Origin of the sequence: Arthrobacter sp. 179, assembly GCF_052379645.1 — a bacterium.
Lineage (GTDB): Bacteria > Actinomycetota > Actinomycetes > Actinomycetales > Micrococcaceae > Arthrobacter_H.
This window is the reverse complement of record NZ_JBQSYU010000007.1, coordinates 1-17,901: the sequence shown is the minus strand read 5'-3', so window position 1 is coordinate 17,901 and position 17,901 is coordinate 1. Positions and strand designations below refer to the sequence as shown.

Sequence of the window (17,901 nt, the reverse complement as noted above, 5' to 3'; positions counted from 1 at the left end):
TCTTGCCCACCCGCACCGGAAAGCCGACGGCGACCGCATCCCTTGCGGTCGCCGTCGGTGTGCTGTCACTCCTGCCGGTCAGCTATCTGTTCATCGCCGGTTTCTCCCTGGCCGACATCCGCCAGCTCTTCGCTTTCCCCACCACGGTGCCCGATATCGCCCGGACCATCGGGCTGACGCTGTCGGTTTCGGTCCTGTCGATCCTGCTGGGGGTCGCGGCGGCCAGCCTGGTGGTGCGCACCGACATCCCCGGACGCAAACTGCTCACCGTGCTCTTCGCCATGCCCTTGGCCGTTCCGGGGTTCGTCAGCGCCTACGCGGCCTATTCGGCCAACCTGATGTTCGTGCCCCACACCGATCTGGTCACCAATTTCGCCGGGGCGACGGCGGTGCTTTCGCTGACGCTCTACCCCTATGTCTTCCTTCCGGCCGTGATCGCCCTGCGCAATACCGACCCCGCGCAGGAGGAAGTGGCCCGCAGCCTCGGGACCCGTTCGAGCTCCGTGTTCTGGCGGATCGTCGTCCCGCAGCTGCGCCCGGCCCTGGCCGGCGGGGTGCTGATCGTCGCGCTGCATGTGCTCTCCGAATACGGGGCCATGGTCCAGCTGCGCCAACGTACCCTGACCACGACGATCATGGCCGAAATGATCGACTACGGCGACTACTCCTCGGCCCGCTCCATCTCGGTGCTGCTGGCCGTCTTCTCCTTCGGGGTGCTGCTGGCGAACCGGGCCTTTTCCGGACGGACGGTCCCCGGCTCGGTCGGCAGCGGGTCGGTCCGCCCGCCCTCCCGCTGGCGGTTGCGCGGGTCCAAACCGGTGGTCATGCTCGCCGCCCTGGTCGTTCCCGGCCTGGCGTTGGGGCCCACCGTGTTGATGACGGTGCGCGGGCTGACCTCGCCGCATCGGGACGCCGTCGTGCATTGGCCCGAGGTGTTCGCCGCGATGGGCTCCACCCTGGGCTACGCGGGATGGGCGGCGCTCTTCGCCACGATCCTGGCGTTCCCGGTGAGCTGGTGGGTCAGTCGGAAACCCTCGGTGTCCTCGCATCTGACCGAACGCTCGATCTGGGTGGCCCACTCGGTGCCCAACGCGATCCTGGCTCTCGCCCTGGTCTTTTTGGCCACCCGGTTGCTGCCGGGGATGTATAAGACGGCCGCCCTGCTGGTGTTGGCCTATGTGATCCTCTACCTCCCGCTGGCGGTCAGCAACCAGCGGGTCGGCATGCAGGCGGCCCTGGTGAAGTACGACGACGTGGCCGCCTCGCTGGGGTCCGGCAGCGTCCGCAGGTTCTTCCGGGTCTCGCTGCCCCTGGCACTGCCCGGGGTGGTCACCGGCGCCCTGCTGGTGGGCCTGGACGCCAGCAAGGAGCTAACCACCACGTTGATGCTGCTGCCCTATAACTCCAAGACCCTGGCCACCGGCCTGTGGGCCACCACCAACGGGGAGTCCCTGGACTTCACCGCAGCCGCCCCCTACACGCTGATGCTGGTGATCCTGGGGTCCATCCCCGTCTTCCTGATCGTCCGGCGCACCCTGCGCTACGTGCGCTAGGGGCGCCGTCGCTCAGGACTCGACGAACTGTACTTCGCCGGTGGCCGCCCCGGTATGCAGGTCCCAGAAGGAGCCGGCAATGGCATCGGGGTCGAAGAACGTCCCGGCCTTCACCACGCCGCCGATCGTGACGGTGCCGACGGTGACGCCGGTCCCGGCCAGCTCATCGGCCAGGGTGAAGACCAGGTTGCGCAGTCCGGCCTTGCCGATGGCCGCCGAGACTCTCGAGGCCACCGGGTTTACCCCCAGCATCCCTCCGGTGAACAGCAGGGTGCCCGACCCACGCTCCCGCATGGCAGGGGCCACCAGTTGGGCGCATTCCAGCGCGCCGACGACGTTGACGGCGAAGTCATGGGTAACGTCGGAGGCTGTCACCTCCAAGGGCGTGCCGACGGTGATGGCCCCGGCGTTGTAGTGCAGGACGTCGGGGGTTCCATACTCGGACTCCAGTGTGGCGAAGGCCCGGCGCAGGCTTTCGGGGTCCGTCACATCGGCGACCAGGGAGTGGGCTTCGATGCCGGCTGCGCGTAATTCGGACACGCGCTCGTCCAACGCCTCGGCACTCCGGGCCAGCAGGACGACGGCGAATCCCTCGGCCCCGAACCTGCGGGCGACCCCGGCACTGACGCCCGGTCCGGCGCCGACGATGGCGATGAGTTTCTTCTGCATGGGGCCTTCCTAGTCCAGCGTGGAGGTGTCGATGACGGCGCGGTAGCGAACCTTCGAGGACATGACCCGGTCGTAGGCCTCGTTGATCTGCTCGGCCGCGATCAGTTCGGTGGCCGCCTCGACGCCGTGTTCGGCGCAGAAGTCCAGCATCTCCTGGGTTTCGCGGATGCCGCCGATGAGCGATCCGGCGAAGGAGCGCCGGGCCCCGATCAGCGAGAACGCGTTGAGCGAGAGCGGGGCCGGCGGGGCCCCGAGGTTGGTCAGCGTCCCGTCCAGGGCCAGCAACGAGAGGTAGGCATCCAGATCGATCTCGGCGCTGACGGTGTTCAGGATGAAGTCGAAGGAGCCCGCCAGCCGGGTGAACGTCTCCGGGTCGGAGGTGGCGTAGTAGTGGTCGGCGCCGAAACGCTTGCCGTCCTCCTGCTTGGAGAGGGTCTGCGAGAGCACGGTGACCTCGGCTCCCAGGGCGTGGGCGATCTGCACCCCCACATGGCCCAGCCCGCCCATCCCGACGACGGCGACGCGGGAGCCGGGGCCCACGTTCCAGTGCCGCAACGGTGAGTAGGTGGTGATGCCGGCGCAGAGCAGCGGAGCGGCGGCGGCGAAGTCCAGGGCCTCGGGGATGGACAGCACGAAGTCGGCGTCGACGACGACGGCGGTGGAGTAGCCGCCCTGGGAGATGGTTCCGTCGCGGTCCACGGCGCCGTAGGTGCCCACGTTGCCGCCCGTGCAGAACTGTTCCTCGCCCTTGAGGCAGTTCTCGCACTCGCGGCAGGAGTTGACCAGGCAGCCCACGCCGACCTTATCTCCGACCTGGTGGCTGGTGACCCCGGAACCGATCTCGGTGACCAGCCCGACGATCTCGTGGCCCGGGGTCAGCGGATAGTGCTGCTCACCCCAGTCGCCCTGGACGGTGTGGATGTCGGAGTGGCAGATGCCCGCATATTTGATGTCGATGAGCACGTCGTTCACGCCGACGTCGCGACGGTGCAGGGTGGTGGGGACCAGGGGTTCGTTCTCGGCGGGGGCGGCATAGGCGTTGACGGTGAGCATGGTGTCCTTTGCGGTGCGCCGCGCCGGGGGAGCGGCGGTGGGTATCGGGGACGAAACGAATCGATCGGGGATGAAGTACGATGACCAGCGTAGTACGATGGTTCTCGTATTAGCTAATCATTTCCCGTACCGGAAGATGGGTTGATGACTTCCCCCCGCACCCTGGAGCACCCCGAGACCGGTGAACTGAACCTGGATGCCGTCCTGGCGGCCCTGGCCGATCCGATCCGGCGGCGGATCGTGGTCCAGTTGGCCCACGGACATCAGGACCAGGCCTGCATCGGCTTCAACCTGCCGGTCAGCCGGTCGACCTCCACCCACCATTTCCGGGTGTTGCGGCAGGCGGGGGTCATCGAACAGCGCTACCGGGGCACCGCCATCCTGAACTCGCTGCGCACCGCCTGCCTCGACGAACGCTTCCCCGGGCTGCTGTCCGCCATCGTCGCCGCCGAACCGCCCGTGGACGGCGCCCTGCCGCATCCCGGCTGAAGTCCCGGCCCCCGAACCGCAGGATATCCGGCACCCCGACCCCCTTCCCCGCGAGGGTCTATTTTGGAATGATACTTTTGGGATACGGAAAAGAGAGGGGTTTCGGCGATGCTGATCCGCAATGTCAGGCCATGGGGCGGGGAAGCCGCCGACGTGGAAATCGAAGGCGCCCGCATCACGGCGATCAGGCCCCATACGGCAGCAGGCGGGACCGCCGGCAACCCCGCGCCCGGGACGCCATCCGCCGGAGCCGACCAGCTCGACGGCCGGGGACGACTGCTCCTGCCGTCCTTCTCCGATGTCCACGTCCATCTGGACTCCACCCGGATCGGACTGCCCTTCCGCGAACACACCGGTGGGCCCGGGGTCTGGGCGATGATGATGAACGATCGGGCGAACTGGCGCCACGCCGAGGTCCCCTTGCCCGAACGCGTCGCCGGAACCCTGGAACGCATGATCGCCTATGGCACCACCCGGGTGCGCAGCTTCGCGCAGATCGATGTGGACGCCGGACTGGAGAAGTTCGAGGCCGTGCTCGCCGCCCGCGAGAAGTTCGCCCACGCCGCCGAGGTCCAGATCATGGCCTTCCCGCAGGCCGGCCTGCTCATCGAGCCCGGGACCATCGACCTGCTGGAGGAGTCGCTGAAGCTCGGCGCCTCGGTCATGGGCGGGATCGACCCCTGTCAGCTGGACCGCGATCCGGTGAAGCATCTGGACGTGGTCTTCGATTTGGCACAGAAGTACGACGTCGATGTCGACATCCACTTGCACGAACCCGGCCAGCTGGCCGTCTTCAGCGCCGAGCTGGTCTTCGAACGCGTCCGGGCCCTGGGGATGCAGGGGCGGGTCACCCTCTCCCACGCCTACGAGCTCGGGGCCGTCTCCGACACGGTGACCGCGGCCATGATGGACCAGATGGCCGAACTGGACATCTCCTGGACCACGATCGCCCCCGCGCGGACCGCCCCGCAGTTCAACCTGGCCGCGATGAGCGCGGCAGGAATCCGGGTCGGGCTCGGCCAGGACGGCCAACGCGACTACTGGAGCCCCTACGGGAACTGCGATCTGCTGGATCGGACCTGGCAACTGGCCTTCACCCATCAGCTGCGCCGCGACGAGGACATCGCCCACTGCGCCGCCATCGCCTCCATCGGCGGGGCCTCGATCATGGACCGCACCGCCCCTCGACTGGGAGACGTCGCCGACCGCCCGGGACTCGCGGTGGGGGACCGTGCGGACCTGCTGCTCTGCCCGGGCGAGACGGTGACCAGCGCCATCATGGACCGCGAGGCCGACCGCACCGTACTGCACGACGGCCGCGTCGTCGCCGAAGGACTCCATGTCAGCTGATACCTCGCCCCCGTCGCCGCCGTCCACCGGTTCCGACGCCGCCCGGCTGCTGGGACTGTTCGCCGCGGCAGCGGTCGGGTTGAACCTGCGCCCGGCCATCACCTCCGTGGCCTCGGTCCTGGACCAGTTGCCGGCCCAGCTGGGGGTCTCCGATACCGGCATCGTGGTCCTGTCCTCGCTGCCGGTGGCGGCCTTCGGGCTCAGCGCACCCCTGGTGCCCCGGCTGGCCCGCAGATTCGGGGTCAACGGGGCGTTGCTGCTGTCCATGGGGGTGCTCGCCGCCGCCCTGCTGCTGCGGGTCCTCTTCCCGGTGCTCCTGCTGCCCGGGACCCTGGTCGCCGGTGCGGCGATCATGGGCGGCTCCGTGCTGATGCCGCAATACCTCAAGCAACTCCAGGCAAGCCCCCGGGCGATCGGGGTGGCCACCACCATGTTCGCCGTGGGGGCGGCCCTGGGCGCCGCCCTGACCCGGCAACTCTCCGATGCGGTCTCCGCGGCCGTCGCACTGGGGGTCTGGGCCCTGCTGGCGGCCCTGGCAGGCGCCGTGCTCTATCTGGCCCGCCGTGCCGCAGCGCACGGAACGGTGGAGGACTCCGAGGCGTGGACGGGTAGATCATCCACCGGTTACGGAGTCGTCCCCCGGGCCGCCGGACAACGCTGGACCACCTCCTTGATCGTGGTGGTCTTCGGGCTGCAGGCCGTACTGTATTTCTTCGTCGCCGGATGGCTGCCCACGGTGCTGGGCGAAGCAGGAACGGATGCGGGAACCGCGGCGAACCTGCTGGCCTGGTTCAGCGTCGTGGGCTTCATCTCCACCATGATCACCCCGATGCTCGTGGTCCGTCCGGTCATGCTGCGGGTCACCGCCCTCGTCATCGGCGTCGGTATCGCCGGCGGCGTGCTGTGGTTGACCGTCGTCGTTCCCGGGCAGGCGTTCGCGCTGGTCTCCCTGCTGGGACTGCTGCAAAGCGGGGCCTTCGGGGTGGCGATGTCGTTGCTGGTGGCCAAGGCGGCCAGCCCCGCCGCCGCGGGAACCCTCTCGGCCCTGGCCCAGGGGATCGGGTTCGTGCTGGCCGCGATCGGCTCCGCCGTCGTCGGCTCCCTGCGGCTGTCCACCGGCTCCTGGGACGCCGGATTGTGGATCATGGCGGCACTGGCCCTGGTGTTCGGGGCGGCGGTCATCGCCGTGGCCGGCCGCCCGGCGATCGGCCAGCGGGTCGCGGAGCCCCAGGCCCCGGTGGGCTCCGGAAACCGCTGAGCAGCGGCCCGCGGGCCTCGCCCCGGCCGGGTTCCCGGCGTACCGTAGGGGCAGGGGTTAGTGCCGATCGGAAAGTGATATGAAACCAGCCAGCAAGAAGTGGATGCCCGCCGTAGCCATTCCGGCAGCGATCGCCGCCGTGGCAGTCGGAGCCAATGTGTCTGCTTCGGCCGCCCCGGAGCTGGAGGCCAAAACGCCCGAACAGGTCATCGAACTGATGGCCGCGTCCGATCTCGAGGCGTATTCCGGCCAGTTCGGCACCTCCACCCGGTTGGGTCTACCGGCACTGCCCGACGCCGGGGCCCCCGCCTCCTTCGGCCCTCCGGCCCAGGCGCCCTCGGACGATGACGGGCCATCGAACGCGGCGAAATCCGCCCCGGCTTCGGAACCGTCAGGGGCCCCCGGGGCCGGTGACTCCAGCGACGCACCACTGGCGAAACTACTGAGCCTGGTCTCCGACAGCCATAAGGCCCGGGTCTTTGTCGATGGTGCCGATCAGGCCCGGCTGCAGGTCTTGGGAGACATGGAGGAGCAGGACGTCATCCTCAATGGCACCAGCCTGTGGACCTATGATTCGGCGGCGAAGAAGGCAGTGCACATGACCCTGCCGAAGAAGCCTTCGGCGGCCCATGAGGGCCCCGGCGCAGGGAAGTCAGGTGCCGCGGCATCGGGCGACGTGGCGCCCCGGACGCCGGCGGAGCTGGCCGAGACCTTCCTGTCAGCAGCCGAGGGATCGACGCAGGTTTCCGTGAAGGAAGGCTCGACCGTTGCCGGACGGGCCGTCTACAACCTGGTCCTGGACCCGAAATCCAAGCAGACCCTCGTGGACGAGGTGACCATCGGCGTCGACGCCGAAACGGGGGTTCCGCTGGCGGTCACCGTCGCTGCCGTCGATCAGGACGCCCCGGCCATCAACGTCGCCTTCACCTCCTTCACCCCGAAGGCCCCCGACGCGGCACGCTTCGACTTCACCCCGCCGGCCGGCGCCACGGTGACCGAGAAGAAGGTGCCGAAGCACACCGACAAATCAACAAACTGGCCCAAGCACACCTTCGGGGCACCGCATGAACGCCCGGCGCCCTCGGACGCCCCGAACGGTGACGGACACTGGCCCGCAGACGAAGCGAAGGACGGGGTCGACGGCGAGGGCTGGGATACGGTCACCACCATTCCCGCCGACAAGGTCCCGGCAGAGCTGAAGGACTCCACGATGCTCAACGCCCTGGCCACCGAGGTCGACGGCGGAAAACTGCTGCACACCTCGCTGGTCAACGTCCTGATCACCGACGACGGCCGCGCCGTCATCGGCGCCGTGCAGCCCTCCCGGCTGCAGGCGGTGGCCCGGGCCGACGCCCGGTGACCGGCGCAGCCGCCACGGCTGGCAGCGCCAACGCAGCCGCCAGCACGGCCCACACCGGCGAACTGGCCATCGAGACCAGCGGGCTGAGCAAATCCTTCGGCCGCCGCCACGCGGTCACCGATCTGGATCTGGCCGTCCCGCACGGATCGGTCTTCGGGTTCCTGGGTCCCAACGGGTCGGGGAAGACCACCACCATCCGGATGCTGCTGGGTCTCGCGAGCCCCAGTAGCGGGACCATCAACGTCCTCGGTCGGCCCATGCCGACCGCCGCCAAGGACGTGTTGCCGCGGGTCGGGGCGCTGGTGGAAGGCCCGGCCTTCTACCCGTTCCTTTCCGGCCGGGCGAACCTGCTGCGCCTGGACGCCGCCAATCCCCGGGCCGATGCCGAAGATCGCCGACGGCGCGTGGACCGTGCCTTGGAGACCGTCGGCCTCGCCCAGGCCGCCGGGCTGGCCGTGCACGCCTACTCGCTGGGAATGAAGCAGCGACTCGGGATCGCCAACGCCCTGGCCACCGATCACGAACTACTCGTCCTGGACGAACCCACCAACGGCTTGGACCCGCAGGGAACCCGGGAAGTCCGTCACCTGATCGCCTCGATGGCCGGAGCCGGGACCACGGTCTTCATCTCCAGCCACCTGCTCAGCGAGATCGAACAGATGTGCACGCACGCAGCGGTGATGAGCAACGGCCGCCGGGTGGCCCACGGGACCCTGGAGGAACTACGGGCCGACGGCACTGCCTCCGCGGTCCTGCACACCCCCGATGAACAGGCCGCCCGCGCCGTGCTGGCCCGCATGGGTCTCGGTCTCGTGGAAGCCGCGGCAGGCACCTCGACAAGTACTGAAAGAGGCGCCGCCGTCGTTCCCGAAGGGGGCGCAGCCGTGGAGGCGAGCCCGGCAACGGACACCGTTGTCGTGCGAGGTGCCATGCCCGAGGGGGCTGCCACCGCCGAGGAGATCGTGGCGGAACTGGTGGCCGCCGGGGTACGGGTGCGCGGTTTCGCCATTGAGCGGCCCAGCCTCGAGGAACGGTTCGTGGCGTTGACGGGGGAGGGGTTCGATCTTGCCCACTAGTGCGTTGTTGCTTTCAGAGCTGGGGATGGTGTTTCGACGCAGGCGCACGTGGGCGATGCTCGCGGCACTGGGGGCTGTTCCGGTCCTGATCGCCGTCGCCGTCCGGCTCACCTCCTCGGAGGTTCCCGCGGGCCATGGTCCGCAGTTCCTGGACCAGGTGGCCGGCAACGGACTATTCGTGGCGATCGTGGGGATGTTCATGTGCATTCCGCTGTTCCTGCCGTTGACCGTTGCCGTGGTCTCGGGAGACACCATTGCCGGAGAAGCAGGGCACGGAACGTTGCGCTATCTGCTGCTTGCTCCCGCCTCCCGGGCCCACCTGTTGTTGGTGAAGTACCTCGGGGCGTTGGCCTTCTGCCTGGCCGCGGCGTTGACGGTGGCAATCGGTGGTCTGCTGATCGGGGCGGCCCTCTTCCCGGTGGGGCCGGTGACCTTGCTATCGGGGGACACCATTGCCCTCGGCGCCGCGGTCCTGCGGATCGTGCTGATCGCCGGCTATGTTGCCTTATCGCTCTGCGGGCTGGCGGCGGTAGGCCTGTTCATCTCCACCCTGACGGATGTTCCCGTGGGGGCGATGGCAGCCACCGCCGTGCTCTCGGTGGCTGCCCAGATCCTGGGCCAGCTGCCCCAACTGGACTGGTTGCATCCCTGGATGTTCACCCATGAATGGTTCGGATTCGCCGATCTGCTGCGTGAACCGATCCTGTGGGGATCCTTCGGCCGGAACGCCTTGCTGCAGGGCGGCTATGTCCTGGTTTTCGGCGCCCTGGCCTATGGGCGGCTGAGCACCAAGGACATCCTGTCCTGATTCAAGGAGATCAGAGGCCGGATGCCTCGGATCATGCGGGTTTCCCTCCCACGATCCCCTCACAGGTCACCCGGCAAGCCTCCTGTCCCCAGCACCCGACGACCCCCTCGAGCGGGGTCCCGCCTGCTGGCAGAGTGGAGGCATGGAACACAACACGAGCATGGTGGTCGACGGATGGGACATCTCCCGGTCCGCCGGCCCCACCGTGGATGGTTCCACCCGGTTGAAAGCCGCCGAGGCCCTGGCCCGGTTTGCCGAGGCGGAGAAGTTCAAGGCCGCCGCCATGCTCCATGCCGAAGCCCAACAGGCGGTTCCGTCCCTGTTGGATGATTTGGCCCAGGAACCCGGGATGGGGACGTCGCTGCGTACCGGTCGGATGGCCGAACAGGCCGCCACGGAAAGCGCCGCGCTGGAAGTCGCGCTGGTCTGTGGAATCTCCCCCGGACAAGGGCAGCGCATTCTCGACCAGGCGGAAACCCTGGTCCTACAGACCCCGGAAGTCATCGACTCCCTGGCCTCGGGACGACTGGGGAGCGGCCATGTCCAGAAGATCCTCGAACAAGTGAAGTACATCGTCCCTGAAACGCTCCCGGCATTGCCCCGGGAAGCCGATCAGGCCACCCGGGAGGAATGGGAACGGGAGAAGGCCCGGCTGGACGAGCAGGCCCGGGCCGCACGGCGGGATTTCGGCGCAGACATGCTGGCCACGGCTCCCGGGAAGTCACCTGCACAATTGCGTACCCGGGGCCGGCAGTTGCTGGAGAAGTACTACGGGCTCTCCTATACCAAGCGCTCGCGCACTGCCATGCGGGACCGGCGGATCATGTTCGATGAAGACGCTGACGGGATGTCCTGGTTCTCCGCCTTCCTTCCCACGGCCGGCTGCCACGCCATCTTCTCGAGGATCGATGCCATGGCCAGGGTGCTGAAAGCGGATCCGGCCTCTGCCGCCGATCTGCTGCATCCCGAAGGGAACGGCACCTCCGCCGCTCAGAGCGCGGCGGCTTCCGGTCAGGGGACGCCAATCACTGAAGCCACCGATGACCCGACCGAACTGCGGACCGTGGAGCAATTGCGGGCCGATGTGTTCATGGACCTGCTGCTCGAGGGTCCCGCGGGGAAGGGGCTGGCCTCGATCCAGCCCGAAGTCTTTGTCACGATCCCGGCCACGATGCTTCCCGGTCTGCCGGGTGGCCACACCGCCGAAACCGAAAGCAAACCCAGCCAAGTCGGTACGGCCGAACTACCGCCCGGGGCAGAAGTTCCCACAGTGCTCGGCGGCGGAGCCGTCGATCAGGAATCCGCCGCACGTTTCATGGCGGCAGCGAAGACCTGGTGGCGGGTCGTCACCGATCCGATGACCGGGGCCATCGTGAAATTCGGACAAAGCAAGTACCGGCCCAGTGCCGCCCAACGCGCGGCCCTGCGCTTCCGGGACGGAGGCTGTTGCACCCCGGGATGCCCTGGCCGGGTGGAGGACTGCGACGTGGACCATGACCGGGAGTGGCAGGAGGGTGGCGGCACTGATCTGGGCAATCTGTATCTCAGGTGCCGACGCTGCCATCGGCTCAAGTCCTGGGGACTGCTCGATTTCGAGGAGGGCGCAGACGGCAGTGTCGTGGCACGAAGCCTCTTCGGTACCCGGCAGGGAAAAACCCCTGCCGCGCCATGGGCGACCGGAAGCCGCGAGCGTTCCAGCACCACCCGGTCTGACGTACCCGAGATCACCACAACCGATGGCCCTGGATGCCCTGAAGCCTTCGCCCCCGGACCAGCTGAGCCAGATGAGCAGGCGGCGGAAGCACCCTGCGCCCCCTGGGGGAGGGCAGAAGAGGTTCCCGACCCATCCTGTGAGCGTCCGGAATTCGGCCGCTACGCCAAGACCAGTCAGGCTCAGGGCGCTCGCCGTCGCCGGCTGAATCGTCTGGCCGGCGGGGAGCGCCCCCGGTCGGTATCAGATGATGGTCCTGCGGATCCGTGGCACTACGCCTCTGCCCAGCCAACTGAGGGTGGAGACGACATCCCCTTCTGACCCGTGCCCCGCCGGGCCGCAGGTGCCATCATCCGAAGACCTCTGAGGCTGCGCCCCCGCAAGAATCTGACGAGATCCCGCCTCGTATCGCCCCCAGCCCTATCGAGGGAGGACGCTGTCCATGACCCTGAGCGTGTTACCGCCCATGATCGACGCAATTTCGTCATCGGCATAGCCACGGTCCACTAGTTCCTGGGTGATGGCGGCGAGTTCGCTGGTGTCCCAACCGACCGTCACCGAACCGTCGAAGTCACTTCCCAGTGCTGCCGTCCGGATTCCGGCGACATCGACGACATGGTCGATGGCGTCGACGACGGCTTCGATGGTCAACCCGCAGACTGCGGTGTCGAAGTACCCGATGCCGACAACCCCGCCGGTATCGGCCACGCCGCGGATCTGCTCGTCATTGAGGTTTCGGTTGACATCACAGGTCGCGTCCACCCCGCCGTGGCTGAGGACCACCGGCTTCGTGGCCAGGTCGAGCATCTCCCCGACGGCATCGTGACTGGTATGGGCGATATCGATGATGACGCCGCGCCGTTCCAGCTCGACGAAGACTTCACGGCCGAGGGCGGTCAGCCCTCCACGGTCGACCCCGTGCATCGAACCGGCGACTTCGTTATCGAAGAAGTGCGCAAAACTGGCCATCCGCATACCGGCATCGTAGAGCCGATCGAGGTTGTCGATGTCTCCTTCCAGGTTGTGCAGGCCTTCAACGGAGAACATGGCCCCTATCAGGTCACCGCCGGATTCCCGGTCGGAAATCACCCGATCGAGATCGCCACGCGTCCGGATGAACACGAGCTTGCCATTGGAATCCTCGGCAGCCTGTTCCAATTTACCTGCGTGATACAGCGAGCGTTCCAACAGCGAGAACCAGGTGCGAGGCGGCTGTAGCTGGGCGATCGTGAGAAGGGTGATGTTGTCGGTCTCGGCGGTGTTGTTGTCCACATTCTGGCCCTTTGGTGACTTCGAGACCGAGGAAAAGACCTGGACGGCGACGTTTCCATCGTCCAGACGAGGCAAATCCATCTGCCCGCGATTTGACCGCTCGAGGATGTCGCGGTTCCACAGCAACGTGTCCGAATGCATGTCCACGATCTGCAGGGAATCGTGCAGCCGCTGGGTTTCTGCACTGACGGTCGGCAACTCTGCGGGCTCAATCTTATTATGCGCCCGCTCGACGATCCCGGGCGCGAGGATGAAGAAGGCCGCGGCCACCACGGCGATCGTGACCCCGGCGGCGAGGGCTGTGCGAGAGAGTTTTTTACGGTTCATTGTGTGGCAGGCCTTTTCACATTCCGAGGTATTTCACAGCGTAGTGCACCTCCGGCTCGGACCAACCAAATTCTGGGGACCAGGTTTTTGGGTGCCATGAAGGTCAGCGGGCACTGTCGTACAGACCTGTTCCAGGCCGCTGCCGCTGACCTCGGGATGTCCAGGCCCAGCTCGAAGGTACCGGATGACCAAATACGCCATCTCTCGAGGGCAGACGCGAAATTCGCGAATGAAGTACGTGCCTTCCCGCTCTGGGACGGTGCTGCCGCGCAGGCGCCGCGGATAGGCTGTGTGGACGCCGTCGGTAGCTACGCACGAGGAGAAGGATGACATGCCAGCCACATTCGAATGCGTACCTGACCTTGCCCGGGGGAAGTGGCTTCGACCGATGGAAGCCGAGGCCTTCGGCAGCATCCTGTCGGTGGTGCCCCGCGGCTTTGAGGCCTACGTACGGATCTTCCACCCCGTGGAACGCGACCGTCCGCATGAGACGAAGTCGTGGCTGGATATCAACGCGGAGACGTACTTCGACGATTTCGATGACATCGGGGCGGCGCTCGAAACGGAACTGACCACCTGGGCGAAGACTGCCGCATCGTTCGGCACCACCATGCACGCGGAAGCGCAGTACGCGCGGCTGGTGCGGCGCGACTATGGCGGAGCGGACGGGGTGATTGCCGCAGACGGCTGGCGCTATTGCGGAACATCCGACGGCAGCCTTGATGTCGCATCGCTGGCGGTCGTCGCCACGGTTCTTAGCCGTCACACCTCGACTCCGGATGCCGGCATCGCCGCGATCTGGGAGGGATGGGGCGGTCTGGTGAGTTCGGCGGGGATTGCCCGCTATGCCGTTGATGAGAACAACGGATCGCCGTCCAGGCCCACCGTCGAGGGTACTGCGCTCGGCATTAATCACACGCTGCGCGAGCGGCTTAAGGCGTCAGCGCGACACTGGATGGCCGGGACTCGTTCGATGGTGGAAGCTCTTCGGGGGGACACCGTATTCAATCCGGAACCAGGCTCGGGACTGCTTTCTCGGCGGGACGCATCCGGGCCGCTATTCGAGTTGCAGGAAGGAACCGGGCGGGCGTATGTCCTCTTCGAGGCCGGGCCGAATGACTTCGCCGATGCTACGTGGCCCGGCAGCGCACCGTGGGTTGACGAGGACCTGTGGGTGCAGTCGCCCAACATCCTGTGGCCCGATGACCACTCGTGGCTGCTGGCCACCGAGATCGACTTCGACTCCACGCTGGTGGCGGGGAGCACCGAGCTCATCCAGGAGCTCAAGGGGACGCCGGGTCTCGAAGTGCTGCCGATTCGAACCGAGGCCGATCTCTCGTCGGACGGCGACGTGATTAATCGCCCCGCGGGATGATCCTGAAGCCGAGAGGTCGTCGAGGCGAAGGCCAGCTGCCCGGCTGGTCGCTCAGCGCCGTGCCCACGTGCATAATCCGGGTGGCTGACCGGGAAGCCCCTATTTCTTGGGAATCAGGACCTCTCCCTCCAATCCATCGGGATCCCGGAAGAACATGCTGAACTGTGTGCCGAAGTCATTGACGGTTCCGTCGCCGGCCCCCGCCTGCACCAGCCGTTCACGGATGGTCTCGAAGGCCTCGGCCGAAGCTGCCGCCAGACCGACGTGGTCAAGACGCCCACGCCCCCACATCGGGGTCTGCCGGGCGGCCTCGATATTGCCCGCGATGACGAACACGTTCAATTCAGTCGCCGGTCCGATCCGGATATTGGTCATCGTCTCACCCGGCCCGTGATCCCGGGTTTCGCCCACGATGGCGTCGAAGACTGTTTGGTAGAAGCGCCCCAGCCTCTCGACGTCCTTCGAAATGAGCGCTATGTGGTTGATGCCATCGAGCAACATGTCAGGTCCAGCCTTCCCTCGTCGGTCAGATCTCCACAGTGTCCCCGCCGTCGGGTTTGTTCAAGACGACGCCGACGCCGGGCTCTCGCCAGCCCGTCGGTCTTCCCGGCGAGGAAAGGCCACCCGCCATGATTACCGGGAACGACGGGAGATGGTTGCGCCCCGGGAGCAGACTGCCGAGTCAGCCGTGCCTGCACCACGAACGGCATGCCGAACGGCAGTTTTCATGAATCCAAGGGGGATCCAGTAGTCCACGGCTGGTGGCCATGGTCCTATCGTGGCAGGGTGGAGCAACCACGTCGATGGTCCTTCGGGACCGTCGGCCAAAACCACTTCGGGAGCCGAGCATGACCGCTATCCAGATCCAGAACTACGGACCCACCGACCAGGTTGTTGTCGCCGACACCCAGGGCCCGACCGAGGTATCCGAGGGGCACCTTCTTGTCCGGGTGGCCGCCGCGAGCATCAACCAGATCGATACCGGCATTGCGTTGGGGTACATGGCCGAGGACATGCCGTTGGAATTCCCGATCACCCTGGGTACCGACTATTCGGGGATCGTGGAAAAGATCGGGCCCGGGGTGGAGGGCTTCTCAGTAGGTGACCTCGTCATCGGACAGGCCGGGGTGGCCATGGGCGGTTCCGGTAGCTTCGCCGAATATGCCGTGGGTCCGGCAGTGTTCGCAGCCCATGCCCCTAAGTCCTTGCCGCTGGTCGAAGCCGCGGCCCTGCCACTAGTTGGAGCCAGTGCCCTCCAAGCCATCGAATCACTGCGCATCATTCCAGGAATGACGGTGCTGGTCCTCGGGGGAGGGGGCGCCATCGGTAGCCTGGGCGTCCAGCTGGCACAGGCCGTCGGTGCCAAAGTCATCGCCACGGCCGGTCCGGCCGATCATGAAGATGTTCTCGCGCTGGGGGCCTCGGAAGTCCACGACTATGCCGACCAATCATGGTGGGAGGACCTACCCGCCGTCGATGTCATCCTGGATGCGTCCCCGGGGCTGGATCCGGCACCGTACTACGGCCTTCTGCGTTCGGGCGGGACGATGCTCTCACTATCCAGCCAGCATGATGAAGCCACCGCTTCAGCCGCAGGGGTTAGCGCACAGACCCAGCTGAGCGTTCCGGTCACCGACGTACTCGACCAGTTCGTTGCCGCCGTGGACGCGGGCCACGTGATCCTGCGCATCGGAATGACCCTCCCATTGGCGCGGGCCGCCGAGGCTTTTGCCGCGGACGAAACGACTCCAGGAAAAACGCTACTCATTGTCGCGGATCTCACTGAGCGTTAGACGGGTAAGGTCGCGGAAAATCACCGTAGACCCGCCGGGGCTGGTTCCTGTTGTTGGAAGGGGTCAGCTGGACTGTTGGCTGGCCCGCGGGGCAAATCCCGCAGGACGGACCATGCGGATTTCTGGCAGCTCGTTGAATGCGGCGGGCAGCCGCTTCCGAGCCCCGTCCGGACGAAAGCCGTGCTTGGCGTAGAACGCCTGGGCACGCGGGTTCGCCTTCAAGACCCATAAGTACGCAGCAGCATCTGATATACAGGCCTCGAGCAAGTCGGAGCCGAGCCCGCTTCCATGGGTTCCTGCCAGCGTGCAGATGCGATATAGCTCCACCGTGCGGGGTCTTTGCTCGTCGCGTCCGGGGCCCGACTCGGCGAACCCGACGACGGAACCGGCGCCATCGTGGGCAAGGAAGTGGGGATCTGTACCGTTGAGGAAGGAGCGGCGACGTTGAACGCGCTCGTTCCGCTCGGCGCCGACGGTGTGGAAAGCGATCCGGGGCATGAGGCTCCGGTAGCTCTCTTCGAGAGCAGCGGCGTGCATGTCCACCAAGGCTTCGGCATCTTCGGGGGTGGATTGGCGGATGCGGTAGATCATCGGTCCAATCTATCGCCGTCGCCCACCGGGGTGCCCGACCCCCCCATCGAGAAAGGCGACGAGCTTCGAGAGGACGACGTCGGCGTCCTCTAGTTCGCATTCCCAGACATCCAGGACACTGCAGCCCAGTTCATGGAGTTCCGAGTGGTTACGTGCATCGCGTTCCCTGTTCGTCTGGAGCTTCCGGGCCCAGAACTCCGCATTGGTTGTTGGTGCGTGCCGTCCGGCCCGACAGCCGTGTTGGTGCCAGAAACAGCCATTGACGAAGACGACCTTCCGTTGCCCGGAAAAGACGAGATCCGGACGTCCCGGGAGCTTTCCTCCGGGTAACCGTACATCCGGGTGGTGACGTCGGGCCTGGGCCTGTGCCACGGCAGAAATCCGCCTGTGCAATCGGAATCTGAACCCGGCGTGGTGGACCAACCGGCGTACAACGAGTTCGGGACGCGTGTTGGTACCTCGGATGCGCGACATCTGAGCGGAGCGCTGCTCGGGGGTCAAACGATCCATGGGAGGGGTCCTGGGACGCGGGTTCTTGTGTGGTTCTGGCCTTATCCTACGTTCAGGCCGGTCTGATCCATGGAGAACAGTTGAACCAGATGACGGTACACGTTGCGGGCGGGAACGCGTTCGAGAAGTGCCCGGCCAGAATCAGCACGTACCTGATAGTGGCCGGCAGCCGAGGCGTTGACGAACGTCGACGGCTGGCCGCCCTGCTGCTCGATTTGCCACACCAACCACGGGCTCTCCCATAATTCCGGGGTGACACCGTCGGGCCTGGCGATATCGGTATCGTTGGCAAGAGCTCGTTGGTCGTAGACGATTCGACTGATGGAAACCGATTCCTGGCGGAACCAGGAGGGGCCGAGACCCAGCCAGGAAGTGACCACGGCCGCGGTCTCGTCTGCGGCAATGTAGTCCAACTGCGCGTGAGACGAGAAAGCTGCCAGCTCGGGATCGGCCTGAAGTTGCTGATGGGCCGAGGGGCCTGCGAGCAACAGGACGCGTTCGTTGGTCCCGAACCAGAGTTGCAGAACTGATGTACGACCCCGCAACTGTGTGGTGATGCGCCAGGACGAGGCATTCTGGCGTAGCGGGGTCGTGCACACCAAGCCCCCGCTGGAGAGCTTTCCCTCCTGGGTAGCCAGCTCCGCGGAGACGAGTTCGCCGATGGCTTCCTGCTGGCCTCGTCGTTCGAAGGCACCCAAGCCACCAC

Annotated in this window: 17 protein-coding genes; 10 read left to right on the top strand and 7 right to left on the bottom strand. The window is 66.6% G+C overall.

Annotated features, from left to right (window positions below):
- Window positions 1-2 precede the first annotated feature (2 nt).
- The gene (locus ACT3UE_RS06200) at window positions 3-1,553 is read left to right on the top strand and encodes an ABC transporter permease (protein WP_444566415.1); all 1,551 of its coding nucleotides are present in this window, start codon (window positions 3-5) and stop codon (window positions 1,551-1,553) included.
- A 12-nt stretch (window positions 1,554-1,565) separates the two neighbouring features.
- On the opposite strand, the gene ACT3UE_RS06195 is transcribed toward ACT3UE_RS06200, so the two are convergent.
- Window positions 1,566-2,222, bottom strand: a complete 657-nt coding sequence (locus ACT3UE_RS06195) for an SDR family NAD(P)-dependent oxidoreductase (protein ID WP_444566414.1) — start codon at window positions 2,220-2,222, stop codon at window positions 1,566-1,568.
- Window positions 2,223-2,231: 9 nt separating this feature from the next.
- On the bottom strand, window positions 2,232-3,275 hold the full coding sequence (locus ACT3UE_RS06190) for an NAD(P)-dependent alcohol dehydrogenase (protein WP_444566413.1): 1,044 nt from the start codon (window positions 3,273-3,275) through the stop codon (window positions 2,232-2,234).
- Window positions 3,276-3,419: 144 nt separating this feature from the next.
- Between ACT3UE_RS06190 and ACT3UE_RS06185 the strand changes: the two genes are divergently transcribed.
- From ACT3UE_RS06185 to ACT3UE_RS06155, 7 genes are all read left to right on the top strand, one after another.
- Window positions 3,420-3,764: an ArsR/SmtB family transcription factor gene (locus ACT3UE_RS06185; RefSeq protein ID WP_444566412.1), complete on the top strand. Its 345-nt coding sequence runs from the start codon at window positions 3,420-3,422 to the stop codon at window positions 3,762-3,764.
- A 108-nt stretch (window positions 3,765-3,872) separates the two neighbouring features.
- The gene (locus ACT3UE_RS06180; RefSeq protein ID WP_444566411.1) at window positions 3,873-5,114 is read left to right on the top strand and encodes an amidohydrolase family protein; all 1,242 of its coding nucleotides are present in this window, start codon (window positions 3,873-3,875) and stop codon (window positions 5,112-5,114) included.
- Window positions 5,104-6,372, top strand: coding sequence for an MFS transporter (locus ACT3UE_RS06175; RefSeq protein ID WP_444566410.1), 1,269 nt, complete (start codon window positions 5,104-5,106; stop codon window positions 6,370-6,372). Before ACT3UE_RS06180 ends, ACT3UE_RS06175 begins: the two co-directional genes overlap by 11 nt.
- A gap of 79 nt (window positions 6,373-6,451) precedes the next feature.
- Window positions 6,452-7,732: a LolA family protein gene (locus ACT3UE_RS06170; protein WP_444566409.1), complete on the top strand. Its 1,281-nt coding sequence runs from the start codon at window positions 6,452-6,454 to the stop codon at window positions 7,730-7,732.
- Between the two features lie 62 nt (window positions 7,733-7,794).
- Window positions 7,795-8,808, top strand: coding sequence for an ABC transporter ATP-binding protein (locus ACT3UE_RS06165; protein WP_444566469.1), 1,014 nt, complete (start codon window positions 7,795-7,797; stop codon window positions 8,806-8,808).
- Window positions 8,798-9,616, top strand: a complete 819-nt coding sequence (locus tag ACT3UE_RS06160; RefSeq protein WP_444566408.1) for an ABC transporter permease — start codon at window positions 8,798-8,800, stop codon at window positions 9,614-9,616. Before ACT3UE_RS06165 ends, ACT3UE_RS06160 begins: the two co-directional genes overlap by 11 nt.
- Window positions 9,617-9,758: 142 nt before the next feature.
- The gene (locus ACT3UE_RS06155; RefSeq protein WP_444566407.1) at window positions 9,759-11,648 is read left to right on the top strand and encodes a DUF222 domain-containing protein; all 1,890 of its coding nucleotides are present in this window, start codon (window positions 9,759-9,761) and stop codon (window positions 11,646-11,648) included.
- A 99-nt stretch (window positions 11,649-11,747) separates the two neighbouring features.
- On the opposite strand, the gene ACT3UE_RS06150 is transcribed toward ACT3UE_RS06155, so the two are convergent.
- A complete protein-coding gene (locus ACT3UE_RS06150; protein WP_444566406.1) occupies window positions 11,748-12,926 on the bottom strand; it encodes a dipeptidase in 1,179 nt (392 codons plus the stop codon).
- 331 nt (window positions 12,927-13,257) lie between these two features.
- On the opposite strand from ACT3UE_RS06150, the gene ACT3UE_RS06145 reads away from it, so the two are divergent.
- Window positions 13,258-14,301, top strand: a complete 1,044-nt coding sequence (locus ACT3UE_RS06145; RefSeq protein WP_444566405.1) for a hypothetical protein — start codon at window positions 13,258-13,260, stop codon at window positions 14,299-14,301.
- Between the two features lie 99 nt (window positions 14,302-14,400).
- Here the strand turns inward: ACT3UE_RS06145 and ACT3UE_RS06140 are convergent, their stop codons facing one another.
- The gene (locus ACT3UE_RS06140; RefSeq protein ID WP_444566404.1) at window positions 14,401-14,802 is read right to left on the bottom strand and encodes a VOC family protein; all 402 of its coding nucleotides are present in this window, start codon (window positions 14,800-14,802) and stop codon (window positions 14,401-14,403) included.
- A 347-nt stretch (window positions 14,803-15,149) separates the two neighbouring features.
- On the opposite strand from ACT3UE_RS06140, the gene ACT3UE_RS06135 reads away from it, so the two are divergent.
- Complete coding sequence (locus ACT3UE_RS06135) at window positions 15,150-16,094, top strand: NADP-dependent oxidoreductase (protein WP_444566403.1); 945 nt, start codon at window positions 15,150-15,152, stop codon at window positions 16,092-16,094.
- A 63-nt stretch (window positions 16,095-16,157) separates the two neighbouring features.
- Here ACT3UE_RS06135 and ACT3UE_RS06130 read toward each other — a convergent pair whose 3' ends face one another.
- From ACT3UE_RS06130 to ACT3UE_RS06120, 3 genes are all read right to left on the bottom strand, one after another.
- Window positions 16,158-16,685 carry a GNAT family N-acetyltransferase gene (locus tag ACT3UE_RS06130; protein WP_444566402.1) on the bottom strand — a complete coding sequence of 176 codons (528 nt, stop codon included), beginning with the start codon at window positions 16,683-16,685 and terminating at the stop codon, window positions 16,158-16,160.
- Window positions 16,686-16,694: 9 nt separating this feature from the next.
- Window positions 16,695-17,195: a very short patch repair endonuclease gene (locus tag ACT3UE_RS06125; protein ID WP_444566401.1), complete on the bottom strand. Its 501-nt coding sequence runs from the start codon at window positions 17,193-17,195 to the stop codon at window positions 16,695-16,697.
- A 41-nt stretch (window positions 17,196-17,236) separates the two neighbouring features.
- Window positions 17,237-17,901, bottom strand: a 665-nt coding sequence (locus tag ACT3UE_RS06120) for a hypothetical protein (protein ID WP_444566400.1), incomplete at its 5' end; no start/stop codon positions are given.